The 16,075-nt window shown below is 71.1% G+C and carries 19 protein-coding genes; 4 read left to right on the top strand and 15 right to left on the bottom strand.

Going from position 1 to position 16,075, the window contains the following annotated elements:
* Positions 1-14: 14 nt before the first annotated feature.
* Both ACFPZ3_RS28790 and ACFPZ3_RS28795 read right to left on the bottom strand, forming a co-directional pair.
* A complete protein-coding gene (locus tag ACFPZ3_RS28790) occupies positions 15-737 on the bottom strand; it encodes a hypothetical protein (RefSeq protein ID WP_379517377.1) in 723 nt (240 codons plus the stop codon).
* On the bottom strand, positions 724-1,236 hold the full coding sequence (locus ACFPZ3_RS28795) for a SigE family RNA polymerase sigma factor (RefSeq protein ID WP_379517378.1): 513 nt from the start codon (positions 1,234-1,236) through the stop codon (positions 724-726). Before ACFPZ3_RS28795 ends, ACFPZ3_RS28790 begins: the two co-directional genes overlap by 14 nt.
* Before the next feature lie 6 nt (positions 1,237-1,242).
* Between ACFPZ3_RS28795 and ACFPZ3_RS28800 the strand changes: the two genes are divergently transcribed.
* On the top strand, positions 1,243-2,289 hold the full coding sequence (locus tag ACFPZ3_RS28800; protein WP_379517479.1) for a hypothetical protein: 1,047 nt from the start codon (positions 1,243-1,245) through the stop codon (positions 2,287-2,289).
* A gap of 208 nt (positions 2,290-2,497) precedes the next feature.
* On the opposite strand, the gene ACFPZ3_RS28805 is transcribed toward ACFPZ3_RS28800, so the two are convergent.
* A complete protein-coding gene (locus tag ACFPZ3_RS28805; protein WP_379517379.1) occupies positions 2,498-2,863 on the bottom strand; it encodes a hypothetical protein in 366 nt (121 codons plus the stop codon).
* Between the two features lie 129 nt (positions 2,864-2,992).
* Between ACFPZ3_RS28805 and ACFPZ3_RS28810 the strand changes: the two genes are divergently transcribed.
* A complete protein-coding gene (locus ACFPZ3_RS28810) occupies positions 2,993-3,583 on the top strand; it encodes a peptide deformylase (protein ID WP_379517380.1) in 591 nt (196 codons plus the stop codon).
* A gap of 105 nt (positions 3,584-3,688) precedes the next feature.
* Here the strand turns inward: ACFPZ3_RS28810 and ACFPZ3_RS28815 are convergent, their stop codons facing one another.
* Positions 3,689-4,429 carry an SDR family oxidoreductase gene (locus tag ACFPZ3_RS28815; RefSeq protein ID WP_379517381.1) on the bottom strand — a complete coding sequence of 247 codons (741 nt, stop codon included), beginning with the start codon at positions 4,427-4,429 and terminating at the stop codon, positions 3,689-3,691.
* 131 nt (positions 4,430-4,560) lie between these two features.
* On the opposite strand from ACFPZ3_RS28815, the gene ACFPZ3_RS28820 reads away from it, so the two are divergent.
* Both ACFPZ3_RS28820 and ACFPZ3_RS28825 read left to right on the top strand, forming a co-directional pair.
* Positions 4,561-5,523 (top strand): quinone oxidoreductase family protein, encoded by a 963-nt coding sequence (locus tag ACFPZ3_RS28820; RefSeq protein WP_379517382.1) that lies wholly within the window; start codon positions 4,561-4,563, stop codon positions 5,521-5,523.
* Positions 5,524-5,533: 10 nt separating this feature from the next.
* Positions 5,534-6,439, top strand: coding sequence for an alpha/beta fold hydrolase (locus ACFPZ3_RS28825; protein WP_379517383.1), 906 nt, complete (start codon positions 5,534-5,536; stop codon positions 6,437-6,439).
* Here ACFPZ3_RS28825 and ACFPZ3_RS28830 read toward each other — a convergent pair.
* The 11 genes from ACFPZ3_RS28830 to ACFPZ3_RS28880 form a co-directional block, all read right to left on the bottom strand.
* Positions 6,385-6,681: a muconolactone Delta-isomerase gene (locus tag ACFPZ3_RS28830; protein ID WP_379517384.1), complete on the bottom strand. Its 297-nt coding sequence runs from the start codon at positions 6,679-6,681 to the stop codon at positions 6,385-6,387. The two genes, ACFPZ3_RS28825 and ACFPZ3_RS28830, sit on opposite strands and share 55 nt — an antisense overlap.
* Before the next feature lie 63 nt (positions 6,682-6,744).
* Positions 6,745-7,752 (bottom strand): LLM class flavin-dependent oxidoreductase, encoded by a 1,008-nt coding sequence (locus ACFPZ3_RS28835; protein ID WP_379517385.1) that lies wholly within the window; start codon positions 7,750-7,752, stop codon positions 6,745-6,747.
* 11 nt (positions 7,753-7,763) lie between these two features.
* Positions 7,764-8,792, bottom strand: a complete 1,029-nt coding sequence (locus tag ACFPZ3_RS28840) for a phosphotransferase family protein (RefSeq protein ID WP_379517386.1) — start codon at positions 8,790-8,792, stop codon at positions 7,764-7,766.
* Complete coding sequence (locus ACFPZ3_RS28845) at positions 8,770-10,209, bottom strand: DHA2 family efflux MFS transporter permease subunit (RefSeq protein ID WP_379517387.1); 1,440 nt, start codon at positions 10,207-10,209, stop codon at positions 8,770-8,772. Before ACFPZ3_RS28845 ends, ACFPZ3_RS28840 begins: the two co-directional genes overlap by 23 nt.
* Before the next feature lie 168 nt (positions 10,210-10,377).
* Positions 10,378-11,130, bottom strand: coding sequence for an AfsR/SARP family transcriptional regulator (locus ACFPZ3_RS28850; RefSeq protein ID WP_379517388.1), 753 nt, complete (start codon positions 11,128-11,130; stop codon positions 10,378-10,380).
* A 250-nt stretch (positions 11,131-11,380) separates the two neighbouring features.
* On the bottom strand, positions 11,381-12,022 hold the full coding sequence (locus ACFPZ3_RS28855) for a TetR/AcrR family transcriptional regulator (protein ID WP_379517389.1): 642 nt from the start codon (positions 12,020-12,022) through the stop codon (positions 11,381-11,383).
* A gap of 65 nt (positions 12,023-12,087) precedes the next feature.
* Positions 12,088-13,137 carry an LLM class flavin-dependent oxidoreductase gene (locus ACFPZ3_RS28860; RefSeq protein WP_379517390.1) on the bottom strand — a complete coding sequence of 350 codons (1,050 nt, stop codon included), beginning with the start codon at positions 13,135-13,137 and terminating at the stop codon, positions 12,088-12,090.
* A complete protein-coding gene (locus ACFPZ3_RS28865; RefSeq protein WP_379517391.1) occupies positions 13,134-13,691 on the bottom strand; it encodes a flavin reductase family protein in 558 nt (185 codons plus the stop codon). Before ACFPZ3_RS28865 ends, ACFPZ3_RS28860 begins: the two co-directional genes overlap by 4 nt.
* The gene (locus ACFPZ3_RS28870; protein WP_379517392.1) at positions 13,688-14,683 is read right to left on the bottom strand and encodes a methyltransferase; all 996 of its coding nucleotides are present in this window, start codon (positions 14,681-14,683) and stop codon (positions 13,688-13,690) included. Before ACFPZ3_RS28870 ends, ACFPZ3_RS28865 begins: the two co-directional genes overlap by 4 nt.
* Complete coding sequence (locus ACFPZ3_RS28875) at positions 14,680-15,138, bottom strand: nuclear transport factor 2 family protein (RefSeq protein WP_379517393.1); 459 nt, start codon at positions 15,136-15,138, stop codon at positions 14,680-14,682. The genes ACFPZ3_RS28870 and ACFPZ3_RS28875 overlap by 4 nt, the downstream gene beginning before the upstream one ends.
* Positions 15,135-16,067 carry an aromatase/cyclase gene (locus ACFPZ3_RS28880; RefSeq protein WP_379517394.1) on the bottom strand — a complete coding sequence of 311 codons (933 nt, stop codon included), beginning with the start codon at positions 16,065-16,067 and terminating at the stop codon, positions 15,135-15,137. The genes ACFPZ3_RS28875 and ACFPZ3_RS28880 overlap by 4 nt, the downstream gene beginning before the upstream one ends.
* Between the last annotated feature and the right edge of the window lie 8 nt (positions 16,068-16,075).

Below are 16,075 nucleotides of genomic sequence, written 5' to 3' on the forward strand. Positions count from 1 at the left end.
CCCCGGCGACTCACCTAGTCGTCGGCGGTGAGTCCTTCCGCGATCTTGATCAGCTCGCGCTCGACGGCCTTGGCGCCGTCGAATTCCTTGGCGTACGGGGGGCTGAACATGATCTCGGCCCGGCGCCGCTCGCCCATGTTCAGGATGAGCGTGGGGGTGCCCGCCATGCCGTCCTCGCCGACGTTCGCGATGACGAAGTAGCCGGTACGGTCGCCGACGGCCGTCTCCTCGCCCTCCCCTTCCTGGCGGTACTCCCGCACGCGGTCGTCGGCCTCCTGGACGGCCGCGCCCTCGTACACGTAGATCTGGACGCAGTAGGCGCCGCTCTCGTCACCGTCGTAGTTCCACGAGGTCGAGTAGCGCTCGCCGAAGTCCACGGACCAGTGGCCCCACCGCAGGCCCTCCGGCAGGTAGCCCACCCTGACGTGCCCGAACGCCCTGCCGTCGCCCAGATCCCCGAAGCTCGGGTTCGGGGACGGTATGGGCGGGGTGTCGTCGATGGCGGGTGGCTCCGGCGTCTCGGAGACGACGGGCGTCTGCACGGCGCCCGGGGCCGCCACCATATACAGGGGGGCTGTCGCCACGACGGCCAGCGACGCCGCCACAGCCGCGATCCTGCCCCGCGTCCGCTTGCGGTGGGAGGCGCGGATGACCCGGTCCACCAGGTCGGGCGCCGCGTGCAGGTGCGCGGTCTCGTCTGCCATGATCTGGCGGATCCGGTCCTCAAGCGCGGGCATTGCCGATCACTCCTTCCACGGACGTCTCGCCGAGTGCCGTACGCAGCTTGGCCATCGCCTTCGATGCCTGACTCTTCACGGTGCCGACCGTGCAACCGAGGATCTCGGCGGTCTGCGTCTCGCTGAGGTCCTCCCAGTACCGCAGGACGATCACCGCGCGCTGCCGGGGAGGCAGGCCGCGCAGCGCGGTCATGAGCACGTGCCGCAGATCGACGTCGGTCGAGCGGGCCGCCGTCTCCGGCGGGACGCGCATCGGGATGATGTTCAGGATCGCCCGCCGGCGGGCCCGGCTGATGGCGGCGTTGACGATGACGCGGCGCACGTACGGCTCGGGGCTGTCCCGGCGTACCCGGTCCCAGTTCCTGTACGTGCGCTCCAGCGCCGTCTGCAGCAGGTCCTCCGCCTCCGCCCGGTCCCCGCAGGCGAGGTAGGCGACGCGCAGCAGGGTCGTGGCCCTCGTGGCCACGAACGCGCCGAAGTCCTGCACCTCATCGCTCATGGTTGTCTGTCCCGTTTCACGCCTACTAATACGCCTCGGCCGCTCCAACAGTTGCCCGGCCGCCGCAGGCAACCTTGTGCGGCGCCCAGACGTATTGAAGGGCGTCACACGGACGTCTGGAGGAAGCACATGAAGCTCGCGACCGCACGGGTCCGGCTGCTGATCGTCGTCGGAGCCGGCCTCGCCGCGGTGGGCGCCACCGCTGTGGCGGGCCTGCCGCAGGCACGGGAGGTACGGCTCACGGCCGCCGCGTCGGCTCCGCCCGAAGGCGCCTACTGGCATACGAAGACGCTCTCGACCAGCATCAACCCCCGCCTGCTCGGCAGCGGGGCGAATAGTTACCAGGTGGAGAGGCGGCGGCTCTCCGAGGAGTGGATCAGGCCCGACGGCACGTCCTGGTTCGGGTTCCGCGAGGCGGGGGCGTACCCGAAGAGCGCGGCGGACCAGAAGGCGTGGCGCCGCGACGGCTCGCCTGCCAAGTGGACCCGCACGGCCGACGGCCAGGTCGTGAAGTTGTCCACCAAGCCGGACAAGGGCCGCTTCGGCCAGGCACGGGGTGAGAACACCTTCCGTCTGGGCTGGCAGAAGCTGACGTACGAGGAGGTCCAGCGACTGCCCGCCGACCCGAGCGCGCTGAAGTCCTGGCTGGCGAAGGCCGCGCAGGTATCGCGGATCCCGCAGAACCGCGTGGACGACAACGTCACCGGGACGCTGCCCGAGCTGCTCCACAGCCTCCCCGCGCCGAAGGAGGTCAGGGCCGCGGCCTACCAGGCCCTGCTGACGATGCCCGGCGTCCACTCGCGGGGCACGGCCAAGGACGGCGTGGGCAGGACCGGCTCGGCCGTGTCGATCGAGTATCCGGACGACGTGCGGAAGGACAAGACGTACGGGAACAGGACCGACCTGATCGTCGACACCGGCACGATGCTCCTGCTGTCGACGAGCCACACGGCCACGATCAACGGCAAGGTGTTCCCCAACAAGACCATGACCCAGACCCTGCTCCAGGCCGGCTGGACCGATGCCGCGCCGGCCGTGCCCACCCTGCCTTAGCGGTAGGCCCCACGCGGATCACCAGGGTGAGCGTGGCGGTGGAGGCACGCGCCGCGCACGCTCCTCATCCACGCAGGAACGACCTGGCATCAGGCCGTTCGGCCGGGCCCGGTACCTGATCGCGGCGCGCTGCCCTTGGAGGTGGCCTGATCGATGGTGTGACATGTGTGCCCCCGTCGCGAAGCGATGCCGGATCGGCACCCACCTCTTAGGCGTTCCATCGGGTTCCGTCACCGTGACGCGGGGGCCGGCGCCGGGACCCGTACGGTGCGGAAGGCCGTGGTACGGCGCAGGCGGCGCTGATCTCGGTCCAGCCGGCCGGGGCCGCCGCCGCCAGGCCGGGCAGGGAGACGTGTCCGCCCGGTCCCACCAGCGCGGCGACGTCGTCCCAGTCGGCCGGGCCCGGGTCTGGCGGCATCGACAGGAACGGGGCGACGTCGAGGGGATAGCGCAGCACCCGGCCGCGCCGTTCCGCGAGGTGGGCGTGCGCCCCGAGGAGCGAGGCACGTGCCGGGTCGTCGAGGATCTCCGAGCTGTCGTTGGTCCCGCCGATACCGAAGAGTTCCACCCGCATGTGGCCTTTCTGGTGTTTCGTCAGCAAACATCAGCTCAGCACGATCCCCTCAATTCCGTCAAATCCTACTGGTTTAATGGGTTTAGTATGGTCATGTGTCGGCCCCCGACCGGAAGGACCCCATTGCGCATGAAGAACCTGGCCGAGCGGGTGCGAGCCCTGCTGGCGGAGCCGAGGCCCTGGTCCGTCACCCAGATCGGCGACCCCGTGCTGCGCCGCACGGCCGAACCGTACGACGGCCAGCTCCCCGACGACCTCCTGCGCGAGCTGCTCGACGCGATGTTCGAGCACCTGCCGGGCGTCGGCGTGGGGCTCGCCGCCCCGCAGATCGGCATCCCGCTGGCGCTGGCCGTCATCGAGGATCCCGCCGAGGTGCCGCCGGAGATCGCCGCGGAGCGGGGGCGCGTGCCCCGGCCGCCGCTGGAGCTGGTCAACCCGGTCGTCACTCCCCTGGGGTTCGCCTACCAGGCGTTCTACGAGGGGTGCCTGAGCGTCGAAGGGCTGACCGCCGTCGTCCCGCGCCACACGCACGTCCGGTTGTCGGCCCTGGACGGTGACGGGCGCCCGTACGAGGTGGAGTTGTCCGGCTGGCCGGCGCGGATCGCGCAGCACGAGACCGACCACCTCAACGGCGTCCTGTACCTCGACCGGGCCGAGCCACGCTCACTCTCGACCGTCGCCAACCTCGAACGTTTCTCGGCCCCACCGCAGGACAGCTGACGGAGAAGGGCAGGCGGTAGGCCTAGCCCAACTCGGCGAAGAAGTGCTCCAGATGGCCGCGCGTGGTGGCGGCGTCGGTGAAGCGCTCGAAGGCCGCCCCTGCGGCTAGCCCTGGACGGTCGGGCGGATGGTGACGTCGCCGATCTCGACGTCGTCGGGCTGCTCGACGGCGAAGGCGATGACGCGGGCGACGGCTTCCGGTGCGATGGCGTGTGCGTCCATGTTGCGGCGGATCTCATCGCGCACCCGGACGTCGTCGATCGAGTCGGCGAGTTCGGTGCGGACGTAGCCCGGCGACACCATCGTCGTCCGCAGCGTGCCGTCGGTCGACTCCTGCCGCAGCCCTTCCATGAGGGTACGGACGGCGTTCTTGGTCCCGGCGTAGACCGCCATCGTGGGGACGATCTTCAGCCCGGCCGTCGACACCGTGGTCACCAGGTGGCCCCGGCCCTGACGGCGGAACACCGGCAGCGCGGCGGCGATGCCGTGCAGCACCCCGCGCAGGTTGACGTCGATCATCGCCGACCAGCCGTCGACGTCGAGGTCGGCCATGGGCCCGATCTTGCTGATGCCGGCGTTGCCCACCAGCACGTCGAGCCGGCCGAACTCCGCCACGGCCAGGCCGACGAGCCGTTCGAGGTCCTCGCGCCGGGTGACGTCCGTGGCGCGGGTGACGGCACGCCCGCCGTGGTCGCGAATGCTCCGGGCGATCTCGTCGAGGCGCTCCGTCCTGCGGGCGCCGAGGACGACGGCCGCGCCGCGCTCGGCGAGCAGGCGCGCCGTGGCCTCGCCGATGCCGCTGCTCGCTCCGGTGATGGCGACGACCTTGCCGCTGATGGTGGTCACGATGAATCCTTCCAAGACAAAGCGGACATGTGTCCGGTTGACTCGAACCCTACCGGACACGTGTCCGCTTAGCCAAGGCGGCATGGCGCGCTCGAGCCCGGCTATAGTCGCGGGCCCTAAGGTTCACAGGCGTGGAGATCACCGAGATCGTTTTCCCCGAGCCCCTCATCGCGCCGGAAAAGCTCCGCCCGTCCGTGCGGACCCTGGAGCCGCCCGCGCCGGGACACGTCCAGATCGCCGTGTCGGCGGCCGGAGTGTCGTTCGACGACATGCTCATGCGCCGCGGCACCTCCCCCGGCCACCCCGGCTTCCCCCTCGTCCCCGGCCGCGACGTCGCCGGGACCGTCGAGCGTGAGGGCCCGGGGGTGACCGGGCTCGGCGGGCGGCGGGTGGCGGCGCTCGTCGAACGCGGCGGCTGGGCCACGGGCGTGAACGTGCCCGCCGCCGACGTCGTGCCCATCCCCGACGGGCTGAGCTGGGAGCAGGCCGTCTCGCTCGCCTACCCCGGCGTGCTGGCCTGGCGCATGCTGCACGAGCCGGCCCAGGTCACGGCCGGTCAGACCATCGTGGTGCCGGGGGCGCCCGGCTGGGTGGGGACCGTGCTGGTCCAGCTCGCCGGGCTGGCCGGGGCGCGGGTCATCGGGGTGTCGAGCACGCGGCAGCTCGCCGAGTGCGAGGGGCTGGAGTTCGAGCCGATCGACCACTGGACCGAGGATGTTCCGTCCCGGGTGGCCGCGTACGCGCCGGACGGGGTGGACGCCGTCTTCGACACCATCGGCGGGCCGAACCTGACCGAGTCGCTGGGCCTGCTCAAGCCCGGCGGCGTGCTGGTCTCGTACGGCAACTGGGCGACCCGTGACCTGCCGCGCGGCGCGCACCTCGCGGACCTGGAGCGGCTGGGCGATCCGCGCGTGGTGGTCGCGGACACCGGGCCCTCGCCGCGGGTCCTCGCGCATGTCCTCGCGCTCGGGATCCGGCCGTTCGTGGCCGGTCCTTACGGGTTCGGCGAGGCCGGCCGGGCGCTGGAGGACTTCGAGAACGGCGGGCTCGTGGGCCGCGTCGTGCTCCACCGGAACTCCAGCGCCCGTCCGTAGCGTCCGCCGCATGACGACACGATTCACCTCGTACGACGGCACCGAGCTCGCCTACGAGACCCTCGGTCAAGGCCCCCCGCTGCTCCTCGTCCCCGGCGGCCCCCGCGCCTCTGTCTACCTGGAGAACCTGGGCGGGCTCGACGCCACCAGGACGCTCATCCGCTACGACGCCCGTGGCACCGGCGAGTCGGCCGTGCCACGGGACCCGGCCACGTACGCCTACCCGTCGCTCGCCGACGACGTGGAGGCGCTGCGCGCCGAGCTCGGGGAGGAGCGGATCGACCTGCTCGCCCACTCCAGCGGCACGGTCGTCGCACTCGCCTACGCCGCGGCCCGGCCCGAGCGGGTGGCCAGGCTCGTGCTGGTCGGTCCCGGCCCCGACCTGTTCGGGGCGGGTGGCGAGGACATCCCGGACATCCTCGCCAAGCGGTCCGACGCCCCCTGGTTCGAGGAGGTCTCGGCGGCGGCCGGGGAACTGGTGACCCTCGGGCCGGGCGCGGACCCGGAACGCGTCTTCGACGTGCTCAGCCGCTACACCCCGGCCGGCTACGGCGAGTGGGACGAGCGGCAGCGCGAGCACGCGGCGGCGCAGCTGAAGGGCTTCTCCCTGACCGCCTGGTCCGGGTTCTGGGCGGCGGGAACCGGTCCCGAGGCCGTGCTCGGCCGGTTGTCCGAGGTGAGCGGGCGGGTGCTGGTGGTGACCGGTGAGCGTGACGGGCTGACGGGCGTCGCGGTCGGTGACGTCGCCGCCTCCTACTTCCCGGACGCCCGCCACATCACGCTCGGCGGAGCCGGTCACTTCCCGTGGGTGGACCAGCCCGAGCGCTTCGCCTCCGCCGTGGAGGGGTTCCTCACGGGCGGTCAGCCGGCCGAGCCGCCGGTGGGATCGAACGCCTCCACCTCGGTCAGCGGATAGACGGTGAACTTCAGGTGCGGGCTGATCGGATTGCTGTAAAGGGCGTCGAGCAGTTCCTCGTGCGAGGAGACGTCGAAGATGTTCAGCCCGCCCGACTCGCCCACCCGTACCCAGCTGTGGACGATCACGCCCTTGTCGATCAGGCCTTTCATGTACACGAAACCCTCGGGCAGGCGTCGCATGAACTCATCGGCGCTGATGCCGGTCGGCGTGGCGTCGTTGATGACGGCGAACAGGGCCATCTGCAACCTCGTTTCTGTGGGAACTTCCTACGAACGAGAGTGCAGATGGCCGGTATAGCTGCTCTATAGCGTGGCTGGATCGGCCCGCGAGGTCAGTTCGAGCGCCTCGGCCAGCAACTGGTAGCAGCGCAGCCGGTCGCCATGGTCGTGGATCATGTTCATCGCGATCAGCTCGGTCACGCCGAGCTCGTCGCGCAGGCTCTCGATGAGCCCGCGGACGCGCTCGGGCGGACCGGCGAAGTACCGCGGCCACTCGGTGACCTCCCCCGCGAGCGGGTGCCGCCCTCTGGCCAGCTCGGCCGCGGCCTCGTCGGCCGGGGGGATGGCGCGGATGTCGCCGGCGAACAACCTCTTGCGCACCAGCAGGTGGCTGGCCAGCAGCCGCTGCGACCGCGCCTCCGTGTCGGCCACGTAGACGCCCACGCCCACGATGAGCCGCGGGTTGGAGCCGGCGAAGGTCTTGGTGTACGCCTCGACCGCCTCGCGGGTGGACTCGGGGTTGATGAAGTGCGCGTAGGCGTACGGAAGCCCCAGGCGGGCGGCCGCGACGGCGCTGCGCACGCTCGATCCGAGCAGCCACACGGGAGGCACGGAGGGCACCCGCGGCATGACCGTGATCGGCGTCTGGCCGGCGGAGAAGTCCTCGTGCAGGTAGGCCCGCAGCGCGGCGAGCTTGTCGTCGAAGTCGTCCACGTCGCGCGGGTCGTCCCAGCGCATGGCGCGCGCCTCCGCGGGGCTGGCGCCGCCGGCCCGGCCGATGCCGAGGTCGATGCGGCCGGGGTGGAGCGCTTCGAGCACGCGGAACACCTCGGCCACCTTGAGCGGGCTGTAGTAGGGCAGCAGCACGCCGCCGGAGCCGACCCTGATGCCGGTGGTCTCGGCCGCGATCCTCGGGATGAGGATCTCGGGCGCGGGCCCGGCGTGGGAGGGGATGCCGTGGTGTTCTGCGACCCAGTAGCGCTCGTAGCCGAGCCGGTCGGCCAGGCGGGCCAGCTCGATCGTGTTGTGCAGGGCCTGGGCGGGAGAGGTGCCCTCCGCCACGGTGGACTGGTCGAGCACGGACAGTTTCAACCGTCGACTCCTCACAAGGTACGGGCGAGCAGGGCTGCGGTGTTGCGGGCGAGCGGGAAGCCGGGACCCACGGTCCCGTTCGCCCGCAACAGTCTGGTGAGCCGGGCGGTGATGAGCATCAGCCGGAACCCGGCGAAGACCTCGTAGTAGTGCAGATGGCGGACGGGGCGGCCGGACGACTTCTCGTATCCGGCGACGGTCTCCTCGCGGTCCGGCAGGCCCGGCAGCCGCGCCGCGCCGATGCCCTCGCTGAGGTGCCGGTCGAGGTAGAGGTACCAGGCCAGGTCGGACTCGGGGTCGCCGAGCGAGGTCATCTCCCAGTCCAGCACGGCGGCGGGCCGCCCCGAGGCGGTGAACAACATGTTCCCGAGCCGGGCGTCGCCCCACAGCAGGCTGGGCGCGGGTGGTTCGGGGGGACGGTGCTCGCGCAGCCAGGCCAGCGCGTCGCGGGCCAGGGCGGGCTCGGCGTCGAAGAAGCCGAGGTGCTCCTCATAGTGGTCGAGCTGCCGCTCCAGGCCGCTCGCGCCGCGGTTCGGCCCAGTGACAGGCAGGTCGGCGAAGGCGAGATCGGAGGCGTCGAGACTGTGGATGCGCCGCAGGGTCTCGACGCCCGACCACCAGAGCCGGGCCCTGTCCTTCTCGGGCAGGTCGGCGACCCAGCCCTCCCGGTGGTAGGAGGGCAGGTCCGCCGGGGTCCGGCCGTCGACGTGGTCCATGACGAAGAACGGCCCTCCGAGGATGGCGGGGTCGTCCTCGTACCAGTGGACGGCGGGCACGGGCACGTCGGCGCCACGCCCGAGCACCCTCATGACCTGGAACTCGACGTCGAGCCTGGCCTGGGGATACAGGCGGTGACCCGGTCCGGCCACGCGGGCGACCAGCCGCCGATCCCGGTCCGGCCAGGACGCCTCGAAGATCAGCGTCTCGGTGGAGAAGCCGGAGCCGGGGATCGAGACCGGGCCCACGGCGGGCCCGCCTGGCAGCCAGGCGCGCAGCCGTTCGCGGGTCAGCTCGGGGTCACGCTGGTGAGGGACTGGCATCGGTGGATTCCGCGGGTTGCGGGGGTGGCGCGGCGGGCAGTCCCGCCGTCTTCGGCATGGCCAGGGAGGTCAGCACGGCGAGCACGGCGAAGCCGCCGCCGATGAGGAACGCGAGGCCGTACCCGTCGACCATGGTCTGCGCCGAGGCGCCCGTTCGGGTGGCGGCGATCGTGGCCAGCACCGCGAGCCCGACCGCCCCGCCCACCTGACGGGTGGTGTTGATCATGCCGGAGGCCAGCCCGGCCTCCTGGGGCGCGATGCCGGTCATGGCCGCGAAGTTGATCGGCATCATGGCCACGCCGGTGCCGAACGTCACCAGCATCATCGGCACGAGCAGGTGCGTCACGAACGAGCCCTGCACCGGGATGAACGACAACCACACCAGCCCGGCCACGACGAGCACCGGCCCGAAGATCGCCAGCGGGCGCAGGCCGAACCTCTTCATCAACGCGGGCCCGCTGTAGGCGCCGATCGTCATCACCGCCGCCCCGGGCAGGAAGCCCAGGCCCGCGGCGAGCGGTCCGTAGTGCAGCACGTTCTGCATGTAGAGGGACAGGAAGTAGAAGTGCGCGATGACGGCGCAGCCCAGCCAGAACATCGTCAGGTTGGCCACGGTCACCGACCGGGTCCTGAAGAAGCGCAGCGGCATCAGCGGCTCGCGGGCCACCCGCTCCTCGTGGAAGAGGAACCAGGCCAGCAACACGGCGCCGCCGATCAGCGGCACGAGCGTGCCGATCGCGCCCCAGCCCTCGCCGGTGGTGTTCACGATCCCGTACGCCAGCGCGATCAGCCCGACGGTGACCAGCAGCGAGCCCAGTACGTCGAGGCGGGGCCGCTCGCCCTCCGCCCGGCTCTCCGGCAGCACCATGTACGCCGCCACGATGGCGAGCACGCCGATCGGCACGTTCACCCAGAGGATCCAGCGCCAGTCGATCAGGCCGGTGAGCACGCCGCCGAGCACGGACCCGAGCGCCGCGCCGCCGCCGGCGACCGCGGTCCAGGCGGCCATCGCCCGTGGCCGCGCGGCTCCGGTGAAGATCGTGGTGACGAGGGTGAGCGTGGCGGGCGACAGGATGGCGCCGCCGAGGCCCTGGACCGAGCGGGCGACCACGAGCACCGTCGGGTCCTGCGCGACCGCGCCGGCCAGGCTGGCCAGCGTGAACAGGGCGAGGCCTGCGACGAACACCCGGCGGCGGCCGAACAGGTCGGCCGCCCGGCCGCCCAGGAGCAGGAAGCCGCAGTAGGTCAGGGCGTAGGAGTTGACCACCCACTGCAGGCCGACCTCGGTGAAGCCCAGGTCGGCGCGGATGGCCGGTAAGGCGACGTTCACGATCGAGACGTCGAGCACGACCATGAGCTGACCGAGGCAGAGCAGCGTCAGCACGGCCCATCCGGGTGCCTGCTTTGGCACGGACATGACGGAGTACACCTCCAGATTTGGACTACTCGTCCAAAGTATTAGACGAAAAGGTCCAGTCCGTCAACGACAGGGCCGGGCCCGTTTTCCGCACGCCGCCGAAACCGGCCGCCGCGTTCCGGCGAGGATCTCGCTCGGGACAGGCGGCCGGCCTGCGAGGAAAGGCGCCTAGATCAGGCTGTAGATCGCCGGAGGAGCCTCGGTGGGCGCCTCCAGGACGGGATCGGCCGACAACATGGCCTCGTGCAGGCGCTGCAGCACCGGCGACGGGCTGAGTCCCAGCTCGTCGGCGAGCACCCGGCGGATGCGATGGAAGACCTGGAGCGCGTCGACCTGACGCCCCGAGCGATAGAGGGCGAGCATGAACTGCGCGTGCATGTTCTCGTGCAACGGCTGACGGCGGGTCAGCACGCTGAGCTCGCCGAGCAGCTCCTGGTGCCGTCCGAGCCGCAGGTCCGCCTCGATGCGCTGCTGGAGCACGCCGAGCCTGCTCTCCTCGAGCCCGCCGAGCTGGATGCTGAGCAGCGGCCCCGGCTCCACGTCGGACAGGGCCGAGCCCCGCCAGAGTGACAGGGCGCAGCGCAGCACACGGGCGGCGGTACGGTCGTCCCCCATCGCCAGGGCGGTCTGCCCCTGGCGCACCTTGTCGTGGTAGATCGCCAGGTCCAGCTCTCCCTCGCGGGTGACAATGCCGTACCCGCGATCACGGGTGATCAGCCGCTCCATGCTCGCCAGGCGCGGCTCGGCGCCGGTGCGCAGGAAACGGCGCAATTGCATGACGTACGTCTGCAAGGTGGCCAATGCGCTGGCCGGCGGGTCGTACTCCCACAGCTCCTCGACGCATTCGGACACCGATACGAGTTGGTTGGCGTTGAGCAGAAGGAGTGCCAGGAGCTTCCGCTGTTTCGGCGCTGTCGGCATGCGCGCCGCTTCGTCTGTGGAAATGAAAAGAGGGCCCAGAATTCCGAATCGCACAATGCTCTCCCCGTGTGGGCGGCGCGATTTACAATGGCAGCCTGCCCCCGGAGTTGCATGCTCCCCATCCCCCCGGGTGCAGCTAGCATGCATGACATGAGAATAATCCACATTCTCTACATGTCAAGTAGGAAAATCGTTTCAGTCAAATTACGCCGTGCTGCCGAAGTAACGGAATCCGGGCGACCTGAAAGATTCAGTCGTGCGCGCGATAAGCGCGCAGGAAAATGTCGGCGGCCGAGCGTGACAGTTTCTCCATTTGCTTGTCGGTAAGTGGTTGCGCCCCGTAGTTCGACTGTTGCTGGCCGGGGAAAGACAGCAGCGCGACGAAATGCGACGCCGCTTCCTCCGGGTCGGGAACGTGAAGGACTCCCTGGACGGTGAGCAGGGCCAGGCGCAGCGTCAGCCACTCGACGACCCTGGGGATCGTCCCCTTGCCCTGACCACCTCCCCCACATCGATCGTTGAGTTCCGGATGCCGAGCGGACTCGGCGATCAGCAGACGGCGCATGGCGGAGACGCGCTCGTCGAGGACCACCCGCAGCAACTCGGTGCCGAGCGTGGTGAGATCACGTTCGAGACGCTCGGGAGAGCGCAGCAGGGAGTCGTCGACCACCGACTGCGCGTCGACCTCCGCCCTGGCCGCCTCGACCACGGCCAGGAAGAGCCGCTGCTTGTCACCGAAGTGGTTGTAGACCGTCTGCTTCGACACGCCCGCGTCAGCCGCGATCTTGTCGATGCTCGCGCCGCCGTATCCTTCCTGGATGAACGCCTCCTGGGCCGCGCGCATCACCGCGGCCCGCTTGGCGGGCAACCCCCTCGGCACTTCACCGCCCACGGCTGGCCTCCCGTCTCGCGTGTGGACTCACCAGTCTAACTGAATAGGCGGTTTGTATAAATAAACTACATCGCGGGCAGCACGTGTGCGGCGAACAGCCGCAGAGTTCGCTCCGACTCCTCCGGCGGCAGGTTCCCGGAGATCACCTGCAGGCTGATCGTCACGTCGCCGAACCTGCCGCGGATGCCCGCGAGCAGGGCCAGCACGTCGTCGGGATCGCCGACCAACACCTTGCCCTGCTCCAGCTGACGGCCGAAGTCGCTGGAGGCCACCCGCTCGGCGATCTTCTCGTAGCCTCGGTAGCCCTCGCTGCGGGTGGTCGCCCACGACGCCACGGCCTCGGCCATCACCTGGTTGGTGCGCTCGCTGTAGAGGCGGCCGAGCCGCCTGGCCTCGTCCCCGTCCTCGGCCAGGTAGCAGTTGTAGGTCATCTGGATCGTGCCCTGCCCCTCGTGGCCCGCGTCGGCCCACGCCTTGCGGTAGAGGGTCAGCAGCTCCTGTACGGCCTCCGGCTTGTGGATGGAGGGCACCAGCATCAGGCCGTAGCCCTTCTCCCCCGCCGCCACGCACGACTCGGGCGAGATGGCCGTGGCCACCAGGATCGGCGGCCTGGGCACCTGGTACGGCCTGGGCAGCAGCGTCACGGGCCCGAAGCGGTGGAAGCGGCCCTCGACGACCACGTCCTCCTCCGTCCAGAGCCGCCGGCACGCCTCGACGCCCTCCTCGAACCTCGGCCGGCTCTCGTCCAGGGGGATCTCGAACGCCTCGAACTCCTCGGGCAGGAACGCCCGGCCGAACCCCACGTCCAGCCGCCCGCCCGAGATGTTGTCGAGCATGGCCAGCTTGCCCGCGAGCTGCACCGGATGCGTGAACGCCGGGATCACCGCGCCGGTCACCAGCCGGATCCGGCTCGTCCGCGCGGCCACGGCCGCCAGGAACGTCACCGGATCGGGGCTGTAGCCGCCGTAGCGGGCGAAGTAGTGCTCGATGGTCTTGACGTGGTCGAACCCGAGCTGCTCCGCCAGGACCGCCAGGTGAAGCGTCTCCTCGAAGTAGCGGGCCGCGCTCTTGTCGGCGGGGCCCACCGTCGGGAAGAAGTTGACGCCGAATCTCACAACAGCCTCCTGTACTCGCCGTTCCTGTACACCAGGGGCGGCCGGTCGTACACCTCGCCGGACTCGACCAGGCCCAGCAGGATCCAGTGGTCGCCGGCCTCGATGGCCTCGGTCAGGCGGCAGGCGGCGTGCGCGAGCACGCCGTCCGTCAGCAGCGGCGCGCCGTTCGCGGGCGAGGGCGCCCACCGCAGGCCCGCGAACTTGTCCTCGTCCTTGCCGGCGAACCTGGCCGCCAGCTCATCGCCGTCCTCGGCCAGGAAGTTGACCGCGAACGTGGACGAGCGGCGCAGCGCGGGCAGCGAGCGGGCCCGCCGGTCCACGCAGACCAGCAGCAGGGGCGGGCGCAGCGAGACCGCGGTCACGGCGTTGCAGGTCAGCCCGCGCGGCACGGCGCCGCGCTCCAGCACGGTCACCACGGCCACGGCGGTCGGCAGCGCCCCGAAGAGCGCCTTGAACCGGCCCGCGTCCACACCCGCGCTCGCCTCGCTCCACCCCTCGTCCAACGGCGTCCCCGCCGGAACCCCCACCGGAGCGCACGCCTGCCCGACGGTCATCGCGGGGCCTTCCTGGCCACGACGAGCGTGCTGGAAGGAGTGAGCGGCCCGGTCGTGACCGAGGCGAACCCGGCCTCGAACAGCCAGCCCCGCAGGTCGCCCACCGGGTACTCGGCGCCGCCGTCCGACCAGACCAGCATGTTGAGGCTGGCCAGCGCGATCGGCAGCCGGGGCCGCCGCTCGTCGGTCATCGGGTCGTAGACGAGCACCCGGCCGCCCGGCCGCAGCGCGTCGTGGGCCTTGCGCAGCAGTTCGCGGCGGCGCTCGACCGGCCAGTTGTGCAGCACGTGCCCGAAGATCAGCGCGTCGGCCTCGGGCAGCGGGCCGGCGAAGAAGTCGCCGGGCTCGAAGCGCACCCGCGTGCCGAGCCCGAGCGCGGCCATGTGCGCGTCGAACGCGGGCCGCAGCGCGGGCAGGTCGAACACGGTCGCCTCCAGCCCGGGGTGGGCGCGGACGAGCTGGGCGGCCAGGTTGCCGCGGGCCCCGCCCACGTCCACGAACGAGCCGGCCAGGCGCCAGCCGCCCAGCCGGGCCAGGGCGGCGCCGATCGGCCGGTTGAGCACGTCCATGGCGTTCAGGAAGCCGTCCCGTTCCGCCGGGTCGGTGTAGAGGGAGCCGTACGGGTCGCCCGGCCGTACGGGCCTGCCGGTGCGCAGGCTCTCGGTGAGGCCGCGCCAGGCGGGGTGCAGCGCCCCGTCCAGGAAGGCCAGGAAACCGCCCAGGTAGTCGGGTCGCCCGGCCACCAGGTACGTCTCGGCCGCCTCCGCCGGGCGGTAGCGGCCCGACTCGCGTGCCAGCAGGCCGAGCGCCGCCAGCGCGGACAGCAGGTCGCGGACGGCGGCCGGGTGCAGCCCGAGCTTGCCCGCCAGCTCGTCGGCGCTCAGCGGCTCGGCGGACAGCGCGGTGAACACACCCAGCTCCACCGCCGAGAACAGCACCTGTGCCGCGCGGGCGCCGGACGCGATCCGCAGCACCGCCTCAGGACCGCTCACGAACCCAGCCCCTTGTCGATGTTGTCGTGGTGGATGAACCGGTAGGACACCAGCCAGCTGTCACCGTCGGGCACCAGCACGTCCTCGCAGGACGTGCTCAGGTGCAGCGCCGCCTCGCCACCGGCGGGGGTGTCGACGACGATGGCGTAGTAGCGGGCGCGCACGGTGCCGTCGCCGCCGTGGTCCACGGTGAGCATGCCGAGCCAGTGCCGCCGGGTCAGGCCCCTGCGCCTGATCACCCCGACGTGGTGGGTCATGCGCTCGGCCAGCATGGCCCGGCCCTTGCGGCCCTCCGGCCTGGTGTCCTGGGCGAACACGCCCTCCTCGGTGAATGTGGCGGCCCACCCCGCGGCGTCGCCCTCGTCGAGGAGTTGCATCTGCCGGTTGAGGAAGTGGTGGACCGACTGGAAGTGCTCGTGCGCGGGGCGAGCGGCCGTCAGTGACTGCTGGGTCATCGGGCATTCCTCTCGGCGTGGTCCTTGGCGTGGCGCATGGTGGTGGCGCTGTTGTGACTGAGCGCGTCGCGTACGTACTCGCGCGCGTCAGTGATGCCGGCGGCGGGGCCGAGCACGGGGACGATGGCGTCAGGATCCAGCACGACGGTGTGCTGGGAGGTGATCCTCGAACCTGTCCCTGTCTCGGCGAAGCGCCATTCCCCGGTGTGCACCGTCAGCAGTTTCGGCAGGCCGAGCTGCTTGTAGACGATCCGGCCCGTCGGGAAGGTGAGCCTGATCGACTCGGTGGTGTGGGTGGAGCCGTCGGGCGCGAGGGTGTCCATGGCCAGGCGCTGCACGCCGGGCGCGGGCTCGGTGAGCTCGACCCTGGCCACGTGCGGGAGCCGGTCGGGCCAGTGCTCGGCCTCGTCGACGAACGCGTACAGGTCCCTGGCCTTGCCCGCGACCTCGAGCGTGTCCTCGAACGACAGCGTCAGATCTTCTGACCGGGCGTGCTCGGCGCGGTTCTTGAGCGCCGACAGCTCCGCCTGGCTGTTACGGTCGACGGCCTCCTCGATCCAGCCGAGGTGGGTGTCGCTGACCGCCTGGTAGTCGTGTTCGAGGGTGATCGCGGTCAGGCCGTCGGTCACCGGCCTGATCACCCAGGTGCCTCCCATGGCGGCCACCGGGTGTTGCGACACCTCCTGCCGGAAGTGCACGCACAGGGCCTCGGGGTCGAGGGTGCGGCGCGAGGTCCAGTTCTTGACCTCGCCGTTGGCCGTCGCCCAGATCCGGATCCGCTCGTCCTGCCCCGCGCGCTCCACGACCTCGACGTGCACGGTCGGCGGGAACACCGCCGGCCAGGCCGCCACGTCGGCGACCAGGTCGTAGACCCGCGAGGCCGAGGCGGCCACGGTGATCTCGTGGACGGCGTGATGGGTTGTCGCCACATTCTCTC

The sequence above is a fragment of the Nonomuraea insulae genome, assembly GCF_042656245.1.

Excerpts from the sequence above, each read along its gene's own strand:
- ACFPZ3_RS28790 (WP_379517377.1), bottom strand. The coding sequence starts at position 737 with ATGCCCGCGCTTGAGGACCGGATCCGCCAGATCATGGCAGACGAGACC.
- ACFPZ3_RS28795 (WP_379517378.1), bottom strand. The coding sequence starts at position 1,236 with ATGAGCGATGAGGTGCAGGACTTCGGCGCGTTCGTGGCCACGAGGGCC.
- ACFPZ3_RS28805 (WP_379517379.1), bottom strand. The coding sequence starts at position 2,863 with ATGCGGGTGGAACTCTTCGGTATCGGCGGGACCAACGACAGCTCGGAG.
- ACFPZ3_RS28810 (WP_379517380.1), top strand. The coding sequence starts at position 2,993 with ATGAAGAACCTGGCCGAGCGGGTGCGAGCCCTGCTGGCGGAGCCGAGG.
- ACFPZ3_RS28825 (WP_379517383.1), top strand. The coding sequence starts at position 5,534 with ATGACGACACGATTCACCTCGTACGACGGCACCGAGCTCGCCTACGAG.
- ACFPZ3_RS28830 (WP_379517384.1), bottom strand. The coding sequence starts at position 6,681 with ATGGCCCTGTTCGCCGTCATCAACGACGCCACGCCGACCGGCATCAGC.
- ACFPZ3_RS28840 (WP_379517386.1), bottom strand. The coding sequence starts at position 8,792 with ATGCCAGTCCCTCACCAGCGTGACCCCGAGCTGACCCGCGAACGGCTG.
- ACFPZ3_RS28845 (WP_379517387.1), bottom strand. The coding sequence starts at position 10,209 with ATGTCCGTGCCAAAGCAGGCACCCGGATGGGCCGTGCTGACGCTGCTC.
- ACFPZ3_RS28850 (WP_379517388.1), bottom strand. The coding sequence starts at position 11,130 with ATGCCGACAGCGCCGAAACAGCGGAAGCTCCTGGCACTCCTTCTGCTC.
- ACFPZ3_RS28865 (WP_379517391.1), bottom strand. The coding sequence starts at position 13,691 with ATGACCGTCGGGCAGGCGTGCGCTCCGGTGGGGGTTCCGGCGGGGACG.
- ACFPZ3_RS28875 (WP_379517393.1), bottom strand. The coding sequence starts at position 15,138 with ATGACCCAGCAGTCACTGACGGCCGCTCGCCCCGCGCACGAGCACTTC.